Origin of the sequence: Kitasatospora sp. NPDC057518 (assembly GCF_042802075.1) — a bacterium.
Classification (GTDB): domain Bacteria; phylum Actinomycetota; class Actinomycetes; order Streptomycetales; family Streptomycetaceae; genus Kitasatospora.
This window is the reverse complement of sequence record NZ_JBHVEU010000431.1, coordinates 1-7,631: the sequence shown is the minus strand read 5'-3', so window position 1 is coordinate 7,631 and position 7,631 is coordinate 1. Positions and strand designations below refer to the sequence as shown.

General features: G+C 75.2%; 5 protein-coding genes. 3 read left to right on the top strand and 2 right to left on the bottom strand.

What is annotated here, in order from left to right; genetic code table 11:
- Positions 1-80: 80 nt before the first annotated feature.
- Positions 81-1,238: an acyl-CoA dehydrogenase family protein gene (locus ACFU7Z_RS32150; protein WP_380781359.1), complete on the bottom strand. Its 1,158-nt coding sequence runs from the start codon at positions 1,236-1,238 to the stop codon at positions 81-83.
- A 197-nt stretch (positions 1,239-1,435) separates the two neighbouring features.
- Here ACFU7Z_RS32150 and ACFU7Z_RS32145 point away from each other — a divergent pair, with 197 nt between their 5' ends.
- Positions 1,436-2,596 (top strand): TetR/AcrR family transcriptional regulator, encoded by a 1,161-nt coding sequence (locus ACFU7Z_RS32145; protein ID WP_380781357.1) that lies wholly within the window; start codon positions 1,436-1,438, stop codon positions 2,594-2,596.
- Positions 2,597-2,630: 34 nt separating this feature from the next.
- On the opposite strand, the gene ACFU7Z_RS32140 is transcribed toward ACFU7Z_RS32145, so the two are convergent.
- Positions 2,631-3,005 carry a hypothetical protein gene (locus tag ACFU7Z_RS32140; RefSeq protein ID WP_074001750.1) on the bottom strand — a complete coding sequence of 125 codons (375 nt, stop codon included), beginning with the start codon at positions 3,003-3,005 and terminating at the stop codon, positions 2,631-2,633.
- Positions 3,006-3,260: 255 nt separating this feature from the next.
- Between ACFU7Z_RS32140 and ACFU7Z_RS32135 the strand changes: the two genes are divergently transcribed.
- On the top strand, positions 3,261-5,165 hold the full coding sequence (locus ACFU7Z_RS32135; RefSeq protein ID WP_380781355.1) for an ATP-binding protein: 1,905 nt from the start codon (positions 3,261-3,263) through the stop codon (positions 5,163-5,165).
- Positions 5,166-5,226: 61 nt separating this feature from the next.
- Positions 5,227-7,587 (top strand): hypothetical protein, encoded by a 2,361-nt coding sequence (locus tag ACFU7Z_RS32130; protein WP_074001748.1) that lies wholly within the window; start codon positions 5,227-5,229, stop codon positions 7,585-7,587.
- Positions 7,588-7,631 lie beyond the last annotated feature (44 nt).

Genomic DNA, 7,631 nt, shown 5'->3' with positions numbered 1-7,631 from the left:
GGGTCACGCCTTCGGGTGGCCCGCCGCACCCGGCCCGAACGGCCCGAACGGCCCGAACGGCCCGGGCGACCCGAACGGCCCTACAGCCCGAGCGACTTGGCGATGATGCTGCGCATGACCTCGCTGGTGCCGCCGTAGATCCGGAACACCCGGTTGTCGGTGTAGAGCCGGGCGATCGGGTACTCCAGGATGTAGCCGTAACCGCCGTGCAGCTGGAGGCACTTGTCGATCACGGTGGAGGCCGACTCGGTGCAGAACAGCTTCGCCGCGGCCGCGTCCGCGACGGTCAGCTCGCCGTCCTGGTACAGCTCCAGCGCCCGGTCCACCATCGACTGCTGCGCCACCACCTGGGCCTCGCAGTCGGCCAGGGTGAACTTGGTGTTCTGGAACTCGGCCACCGCCTTGCCGAACACCTTGCGGTCCTTGACGTACTGCACCGCGAACCGCACCGCCGCCGCGGACGCCGCGTAGGCGCCGACGGCGATCGCCAGCCGCTCCTGCACCAGGTTGTGGGTCAGGTAGGAGAACGCCCGGCCCTCCTCGCCGAGCAGGTTCTCCACCGGCACCCGGACGTCGCTGAACGCCAGCTCGGCGGTGTCCGAGGTGCGCAGGCCGATCTTCTGCAGCTTGCGGCCGACGGTGTAGCCCGCGGAGGAGGTGTCCACGCAGAGGATGGACAGCCCGGCCCGGCGGTTCTCCGGGTCGTACGGGGCGGTGCGGCAGACCACCAGGACGAGGTCGGCCAGCACGCCGCCGGTGATGAAGGTCTTGGCGCCGTTCAGGACGTAGTGGGTGCCGTCCTCGGAGAGCCGCGCGGTGGTGGTGATGCCCGCGAGGTCGGAGCCGGCGCCCGGCTCGGTCATCGCGATCGCGGTCATGATGTCGCCGGAGACGAAGCCGGGCAGCCAGCGCCGCTTCTGCTCCTCGGTGGCGTACTCCAGCAGGTACGGCAGCACCAGGCCGGTGTGCACGCCCGAGGAGCCGAAGCTGACGCCCGCCCGGGCGGTCTCCTCGGCGACCACCGCCTGGTACTTGAACCCGCTCTCGCCCGCGCCGCCGTACTCCTCCGGCACCTCGATGCCGTAGACGCCGAGCACGCCGAGCTGCCGGTAGAAGTCGCGCGGCGGGTGGCCCTCGGCCTCCCAGTTCTCGTAGACCGGGACGACCTCGTTGGCGATGAAGTCCCGGATGGTCTCCCGGAAGGCCTCGTGGTCCTCGTTGAACACGGTGCGGCGCACGGCGGCGCTCCCTTCGACGGCACCGGCCGGGGCTGCCGGCCGGGGCGGAACGTGCCTGGTGATGGCCCCACAAGTTAATCCGGGGTAGCTTCGACTGTCCAGCGTCCGAAGGCTATTGGAGCACGGGCGGCGGGGGCGGCAAGTGAATCCTTGCTAGCCTGCTGGGAGTGTCCGGGGAGACAGCGGGGAGGCGTGCCATGGTGGTCCGACGGCCGCCCGGGCGGCGCGCCCAGATCCTGGCCGTGGCCGCCGACCGCTTCCACCGCAGCGGCTACCACCAGGTCTCGATGACCGAGGTCGCCGCCGGTGTCGGCATCACCGCACCCGCGCTCTACCGGCACTTCCGCGGCAAGCCCGAACTGCTCGACCGCGCCGTCCGGTTGGGACTGGACGCGCTCGCCGAAGGCCTGCGCCCGGCCCGCACCACCGCCGACCTCGGAGCCGCGCTGGCCGCCGTCGCGGTCGGCCACCGTCCGCTCGGCACCCTGGTGCAGCGCGACGCCCGGCTGCTGCCGCCGGCCCGGCGGGCGGCGCTGCGCCGCGAGCTGCGCGCGGACGTCGCCCTGATGGTCGCCGTGCTGCGCGCGGAACGGCCGGAACTCGCCGTCGGGGACGCCGAGTTGCTCTGCTGGTCGGCGCTCTCGGCCTGCGCCGGGCTCTCCTACCAGTCGGCGGCGCCGCAGCCCCGACGGGCCGAGGCGCTGCTGCGCGAGGTGGTCGCGGCCGTCCTCGCGGTCTCCCCGGGCGGTCCGGCCGCGGGGCCCGCCGCCGTGGCCGAGCCGCGGTCGACGCCGGAGCCCAGGGCGCGGGCGCGCCGGGAGGAACTGCTCGCGGCGGCCGTACGGCTGTTCCACCAGCGCGGCTTCGACAACGTCAGCACCGACCAGCTCGGCGCCGCCGTCGGCATCTCCGGCCCCAGCGTGTACCGGCACTTCGACAGCAAGGCCGAGCTGCTCGCCGCCTCGCTGGTGCGCAGCCGCGAGCGGCTCTGGCACGAGGTGGACGGCGCGATCGCGGCCGCCGCCGGGCCCGGGGCGGCGCTCGACGCCGGGCTGGGCGCGTACGTCGACTTCGCGCTGCGCAACGGGGACTACCTGGGCGCGATGCTCAGCGAGACGGAGCGGCTGGCCCCGCCCGACCGCCGGGCCGCGGTGGACTTCCGGCGGGACTTCCTGCGCACCTGGGTCGGACTGCTGCGGCAGGTGCGTCCCGGGTGCGACGCGGCGGCCGCCCGGATCCGGGTGCACGCGCTGTTCGCGCTGGTCAACGACGGGGTGCGGAACCGTCCGCACAACGCCCGGCCGGACCTCGGGGACTGCCTGCTGCGGCTCGGCCGGGCGGTGCTGGGGCTCTCCTGACCGAGGCTCCCCCGGGGCGAGTCGGCGGCGGGGCCTAGTAGAGGACGTGCGGGTAGTAGACCTGCGCGTCGACGCCGCGGTCGCGCCGGGGAGCGTCGCGCCGGAGGGACTTGTGCTGGACGGTGTTGCCCTGGTCGGCGCTGACCGTCCCGCCGTTGCCCGTCACCGCGACGCCGTTGTTCTGGTTGCCCGCACCCGAACCGGTGGCCGTCTGCTGGGTGTTGACCACATTGCCGTGGACGGTGCCGATGATGTTGCCGGAGCCGGAGTCGCTCACCACGCTGCCGTTGGAACGGTCGCCCGCACCGGCGCCGGAGCCGCTGTCGGCGTGCGCGGTGGCGGCACCGAGGCCGACGAGGAGGAGTGCCCCGAGGGCGGTGACGGCGGCGGCTGCGCGAATACGGGACACGCTGGTCTCCCTGGCGAGAAGCGAATGGTGGTGCCGCCCGGAGCGGCCGCCCCGGGGCGCCGGGACCTGGCGTCGCGCCTTCAGCATTCACCAGTGGGGTGGACGAACTCCACCGAACGGGTGGCAATTCCCCCGATGGTGGAGGGGTGGTCAATTCGACGTTGTCGAAGTTGACCGCATTCCGTCATTCCATCGGGAAGGCGTCAAGAAGAAAGAAATGGTCGCCAGATAGTCGCACTGGCACACTGAGGACCCATGTCTGATGGTGCCCCGCCCGAGTTCACCCCCGCCGAGGAGCTGCGCACGACCGAGGTCGATCTCGGCGGCCTGGTGAACGTCCTCGCCACCCACCTCTACTCCACCCCGCTGGTCGCCCTGCGCGAACTCGTCCAGAACGCCCACGACTCGCACACCCGCCGGCTCCTGGAGGACCCGGACGGCGACCACCGCCCGCTGATCCGGGTGCGCGCCGACGCCGCCCGGCGGACCGTCGCCATCGAGGACACCGGCGCCGGCCTCACCGAACCCGAGATCCACTCCTACCTGGCCACCGTCGGCACCGGCTACACCCGGATGCTGCGCGACCTGACCGGCAACCAGGAGCTGATCGGCGCCTTCGGCCTGGGCTTCCTCTCCGCCTTCTCGGTCGCCGACGAGGTCACCGTCACCACCACCTCGCACCGTGAGCCGGGGCTCGGCCACCGCTACCGCAGCCGCGGCGGCGAGCAGTACCAGGTCGAGCCGGTGCCCGCCCGGCCCCGGCCGGGCACGGTGGTCGAGCTGGCGCTCAAGGCCGAGCACGGCCACCTCGCCGACGAGGACGTCCTGCGCGACGTGCTCGGCCGCTACTGCGTGCTGCTGTCGGTCCCGGTGCACGTCGGCGAGGACGAGCGGCCGGTCAACTCCGTCGAGGTGCCCTGGCGCGGGCGTCCGGAGGGCGACCCGTACGCCGTCCGGATGCGCTTCGCCGCCGCCTTCGGCCGCCGCTTCGAGCCGCTCACCGCCTTCCCGGTCGAGCCGGTCGAGGGCGCCACCGACGCGGTCGGCCTGCTCTGGGTCCAGGACGGCGGCAGCTACGGCAGCAGCGACAACCGCGACCTCGCCGTCTACCTGCGCGGCATGCTGCTCGCCGAGGACGCCCGCGACCTGCTGCCCCGCTGGGCCGGGTTCATCGGCGGCGTGGTCGAGTCCGACCGGCTCACCCCCACCGCCAGCCGCGAGGACCTCCAGCGCGACGAGCACTACCACGCGCTCCGGAAGGCCCTCGCCGACGCCATCGTGGACGGCCTGTACGAGACCGCCCGGCTGCGGCCCGCCGCCTGGCGCCGCATCCTCACCCGGCACGGCAACGACCTGCTCGGTGCCGCGCTCTGCGACGAGCGGCTGTTCACCCTGCTCGCCGACGACGTCCCGGTGCCCACCTCCCAGGGCGACCTCACGGCCGGCGCGCTGCGCGCGGCGGGCGGCGGCGCGGTGCACGTCGCGCTCGGCAGCGGCGGCGGCTTCGAGGAGATGCTGTACCGGGCGATGCGGGTGCCGATCGCGCGCGGCGACCGCTACGCCGTCCTGCCGTTCCTGCACCGCTACGCCGAACTGCGCGGCTGCCGGGTGGTCGAGCTGGGCAGCGAGCGCGGCAACCGCGAGCTGTTCCGCGACCCGGAGCGCCCGCTGCCGGAGCACGAGGCGGCCTGGCTGGCCGGCGCCCTCGCCGACCCGGGCGAGCAGCTCGTCCCGGCCCGCTTCGACCCGCCCGGCCTGCCGCTGGTGCTGGTGCCGGACCGCGAGGCCGAGCTGAAGGCCCGGATCGAGGACGACCAGGCGGACGCCCGGATACCGTCCGCCGCCCTGCGGCTGGCCCGCGCCTTCACCGCCCGCACCGACGGCGGCGTCCGGGCCCGGCTCTACCTCAACCTGGCCAGCCCGGCGGTCCGGGACCTGCTCGCCGCCTACCGCGCCGGGCACACCGGCAGCGCGACCGCGGCCGGGCTGCTCCGCTCGATCAAGGTGATCATGGCCGCGGCCTCGTCCGGCCCGTCCGAGGGCGACCTCACCGCCGCGCTGGCCGGCATCGGCACCGCGGTCTCCGCGCTGACCGCCGCCGTCCCGGCCGGGCTGCCGGAGGTCCCGGACAGCCCCGGCGCGCTCACGGAGGAGCCGTGACGGACGGACTGTCAGTGGGGTGCGGTAGACAACTCATCAGCACGACGCAGGGGGAACAGCCATGACCACCGACATCTGGGCCTGGGTGCGGGACACCCACCGGCAGCTGGCCGAGGCCGGCCACCACCGGCTGGCCGACGCCATCGTCGAGCTGCCCGAGCACGCCACCGAGGGGCGCAACGAGCAGCTGGACGCGCTCTACCCGGAGGCGGTGGCCGCAGCCCGGGCGCTCGGCCTGCCCTGGGTCGAGGTCTACCTGCGGCACTGGCGGATGCAGAACCTGCTGAACAAGCGCCAGCAGGGCGAGGCGGTGCTGCCCGAGGCGGTCGACCTGCTGGAGTTCGCCCACCGGGAGGACACCGAGGGCTGCCCGCAGTCCGTCTGCGTGGTGCAGGACTTCGCGATCTGCCACGCCCGGGTCGACGGGCCGGGGTACGTGGCCGAGCGCCTCGCCGTGGTCGGCGAGACGCTCGACCGGATCGAGCCCGACCGGGCCTGCTACGACTGCCTCTCCCGCGAGTACTCCGACGCCCTGGAGGACGACGGCCGGGCGGCCGAGGCGCTGGACCACCTGGACTCCGCGGCCAACCGGATGCGGGCGGCCGGCCAGCCGGTCTCGCTCCGCTTCCACCAGGCCCGGGCCGGCACCCTGCACCTGCTGGGCCGGCACGAGGAGGTGCTGGAGCTGCTGGCGACGGCCGAGCGGGCCGAGCAGACGCAGGGGCGCCGGCTGGACGAGCGGGACCAGCGCTGGGGCGCCCTGCTGCGGGCCCGCGCGCTCGCCGCGCTCGGCCGCACCGAGGAGTCGCTCGCCCTGCTGCCCGAGCGGGCCGAGGCCGAACGCCACGCCGACCTGCGCGGCACCTGGGCGGAGACGGCCGAGCTGCTGGTCGCGGCCGGCGCCCGGGAGAACGACGCCGAGCTGGGCGCCGTCCTGGCCGGCTGGGTCGGCTACCTGGACGGCGTCGGCGCGCACCGCCCCTGCGTGGACCTGCTGCTGGCGGCGGGCCGGCTCGCGCTCGCCCGCGGCGCCCGCACGGTGGCGCTGACCCTCGCCGCGACCGGAGAGCGCAAGCTCACCCGGCTGCGGCGCACCGACGGCGTGTCGGAGCAGGTCGCGGCCCTGCGCGCGGCCGCCGAGGCACTGCCGGAGCCCGAGCTGCCCGTCCCGCCGGGCGAGCTGGCGGCGCACCTGGCCGAGGTCGGGGTGCCCTACGAGACCGGCGCCGACCTGCTCTCCGTCGCCCTGGACCGGTACCGGGGTGAGCAGGCCGGCGCCACCGAACTGGCGGTGCTCCTGGCCACCGTGCTGGGCGGCCTCGGCCACGCCCGCGCCGCGGCCGACCTGCTGTGGCGGCACCTGGAGGACGACCCGGCCGACCGCGAGCTGACCGGCGCGCTCGGCGAGATGCTGATCGACGCCCGGGACGCCGAGGGCATACGCCGCCTCGCCGACCGGGTGGCCGTCACCGCCCCGGCCGACGGGCACTGGATACGGGCCCGCTGGGCCGCCGCCGAGGGCCGCTGGGACGAGGCGCTGGAGCGGTGCCAGGAGATCCTGGCGCTGGACGACGAGGTGCTCAACACCCGCCGCCTCGCCGCCCACGCCGCCACCGAACTGGGCGACCACGCCACCGCCCAGCGGATGTACCTGGAGCTGCTGGAGCGCGCGGCGCCGGCCGACGGCGCCGCCGAGGAGGAGGACGGCCACCGGACGGTCCAGGAGCCGGACCTCTGGCACCTGATCACCGCCGCCACCGCCAACCGGGACTGGGCCGTGGTCCGCTCCACCGGCGCGCTGCTCGACATCGAGTTCGACGAGCCCGAGGGCCCGGTGGACGAGGAGTGGCAGCTGGTCACCGTCCGCGCCACCCGCACCAACGGCGCGACGTCCGACCTGCCCGCGCTCCGGACGGGCCCGGCCACCGCCCGCATCCTGCCGGTGCTCGGCGACGACCTGACGCTCAACCACGGCGACGTGGTGGTCTTCGCCCCGGCCCTGCTGGAGCGCCCGCCGGCCGAGGACGCCCCCGAGGAGGAGCGGCAGCGCTGGCGCCCGGTGTTCGAGCTGCTCACCCTGCTCGACCCGGCCGGGTACACCACGTACTGGATCGACGGCGGCTGGCCCGGCGACGAGCCGTGGTCGGCGCTGCGCGAGGAGCTGCACGAGGCCGGGTGCGCGGTCTGGGTGTACAGCGGCGACGAGTACCGGATCACCGACCCGGCGGAGGGCGGCGACACCCTGCCCGGCGTCTACGCGGCCCTCGGCGTGCCGCCGACCGCCTCGGCCGCCGAGGCCGACGCCCTGCTGCTGCGGCTGACCGGCGGCTGGGCGCACCCGCTCGCCTGGCCGGAGCTGGCCAAGGCGGCCGGCGCGGACCTCGCCCGGCACGAGGAGACGGTCGAGCGCTACGGGCTCTGACCGCCCCCGACCGTACGGCCCCGGCGGGCCGGCCCTCCCGGGCC

Coding starts and splice junctions, on each gene's coding strand:
- ACFU7Z_RS32145 (WP_380781357.1), top strand. CDS start 1,436: ATGGTGGTCCGACGGCCGCCCGGGCGGCGCGCCCAGATCCTGGCCGTG.
- ACFU7Z_RS32135 (WP_380781355.1), top strand. CDS start 3,261: ATGTCTGATGGTGCCCCGCCCGAGTTCACCCCCGCCGAGGAGCTGCGC.
- ACFU7Z_RS32130 (WP_074001748.1), top strand. CDS start 5,227: ATGACCACCGACATCTGGGCCTGGGTGCGGGACACCCACCGGCAGCTG.